This window comes from Paraburkholderia guartelaensis, assembly GCF_004353905.1.
In the GTDB taxonomy this organism is placed as follows: Bacteria; Pseudomonadota; Gammaproteobacteria; order Burkholderiales; family Burkholderiaceae; genus Paraburkholderia; species Paraburkholderia guartelaensis.
Genome location: NZ_SMOD01000140.1, coordinates 1 through 1,711 on the forward strand (window position 1 = coordinate 1; position 1,711 = coordinate 1,711).

The following is a 1,711-nucleotide window of genomic DNA, read 5'->3' on the forward strand; positions in this document are numbered from 1 at the left end:
ACGCCGGATGGAACCCCTACGTCCCGGTGGCCGAGCGCAGAAAGCAGGCGCAACAGCTGGTTGCGAGAGCGATCAAGGCTGGCAAGTCGCTGTCGCCCATCGCGCCCTATCGTGGGGCTATTGCGAAGACCTTCTGGGGCAAGGCATGGTGCGATAACCTGGAGCACTACAGCGACTACGCCAGTCGCCTGCCACGCGGTCGCACCTATGTGCGCAATGGTTCGGTGATCGATCTGCAGATTTCGACGGGCAGGATCCGTGCACAGGTCATGGGGTCCAGCCTGTACGAGATCGAAATCGATGTCACAGCCTGCCTGGAGAAACAGTGGCGGGCGTTGAGTGCCGAGTGCGCGTCGTCGCACCGAACAGATCCGCACCCTCCAGAACACGACCTTCACGCACACGGCGCTCAAACATAGGCGACAGCGTCGCCTCAATGGACGCCCACGGCATGCGCGAGGCCAACACCGCCAGTGGGTGACGAAGATCGATCATCGTGTCCAGACGGCTGCGGAAAAAGTCGGGCGTGCTCATCGGCGTGGCTCGCAAACTTCCAGAAAATCGATCAGATGAATATCGTTTCTGGGAGTTCGCCAATTCTCGATCTCCCTCCAGCGTCTTGCTGCGCCTACGCGGCTACCCTATGCAGGACCGACTATTTAGACCCGACTATCTATCTATAACCGAGACCGTCGTACGCTTCGCAGCAGTTGGTCACCTGCGGCCACAGTGCTTCAGGGCGAACTTGGTATTGCGTTTACCGGCCGAATCCATCGGTTGGACACGAGCGCACGATGACGATACTTCATGTCCTCATATCAGCTCGATCAACCCTGTTTTATCAACTCTCAAATGATAGTACTGCCCTGATTCAACTAACATGGGTTCTGGCAACGGATGAAAAGCGGCGGTCCAATGACTAATCGGCCCTCTTGAGGTAACAAGAAACTTGCCAAAATAGGCATCGAAGTATGACGTCATTCCGTGACAAAGCCCAGATCTGTATGTAAAAATTTGGTTCGTCAGTAAAAACTATGGGCGCTCGGAGGCTCGGGTAGTTTTCCAAGTGCATGATAAAGCGCGATTTCTGTCGCCTTGAAGGTTCGGAAACCGTACGCTTTTCTCATAGTCACTTTTGCCTTATTGTTCAAGCCCTCGACCACCCCGCTGGAGAACTGTCTTCTTGCCCGGAAATAGTTGAGAATCAGCTCTCGGTGCGAGCGCACCGTGCGGGCAAACTTCTTCATTGGCTCGATACGTGAGCGCATGACGTCAGTACACCATTGATCAATGAACTTGCCGGCCCATGTGGGCGAGCTGTATTCCCAGAGTTGCTGGAACTGCTCCTTGAGCAGCCAGGCCCGTACGGAGCGCAGGTTGTACTGAACCAGCTCACGCAGGCGAACGCGTTGCTGGAAGTGTCTGAATTTTTGTGTGCAAGGCAGATAAAAACCTGCCGTCTGGCAGGTCATCAATTGCATTCTACAAATGATTCCTGGTGAAGCGATCCTCGTAGAGGATCGCGAACTGGTTCATCGCGGCTTTCCAGTCATGTGCGGCACGGCTCCAGTCAGCCGTGATATTGCGCAAGGCCAGCCACAGCAGTTTGGTCGCGGCCTCGTCCGTGGGGAAGTGCCCACGCGTCTTGACGATCTTGCGTAGCTGGGCGTTCACGCTTTCAATGGCGTTGGTCGTGTAGATCACTTTGCGC

The 1,711-nt window shown here is 55.5% G+C and carries 3 protein-coding genes and 1 pseudogene; 1 reads left to right on the forward strand and 3 read right to left on the reverse strand.

Annotated elements, in window-relative coordinates; all coding sequences use genetic code 11:
- Window positions 1-419, forward strand: a 419-nt coding sequence (locus E1N52_RS43590; protein WP_484217457.1) for an SWIM zinc finger family protein, incomplete at its 5' end; no start/stop codon positions are given.
- Here the strand turns inward: E1N52_RS43590 and E1N52_RS43595 are convergent.
- The 3 genes and pseudogenes from E1N52_RS43595 to E1N52_RS43605 all read right to left on the reverse strand — a co-directional run.
- A pseudogene (locus E1N52_RS43595) lies at window positions 307-534 on the reverse strand (IS5/IS1182 family transposase); the annotation flags it as partial. The gene E1N52_RS43590 and the pseudogene E1N52_RS43595 sit on opposite strands and share 113 nt — an antisense overlap.
- Before the next feature lie 488 nt (window positions 535-1,022).
- Window positions 1,023-1,481, reverse strand: coding sequence for a transposase (locus tag E1N52_RS43600; protein WP_246089480.1), 459 nt, complete (start codon window positions 1,479-1,481; stop codon window positions 1,023-1,025).
- A 1-nt stretch (window position 1,482) separates the two neighbouring features.
- Window positions 1,483-1,711: transposase (locus E1N52_RS43605; protein ID WP_133184843.1), on the reverse strand; the 229-nt coding region annotated here is incomplete at its 5' end.

What these genes read in the sequence shown, in the direction of transcription:
- E1N52_RS43600 (WP_246089480.1), bottom strand. Translation starts at nt 1,481, where the DNA reads ATGCAATTGATGACCTGCCAGACGGCAGGTTTTTATCTGCCTTGCACA.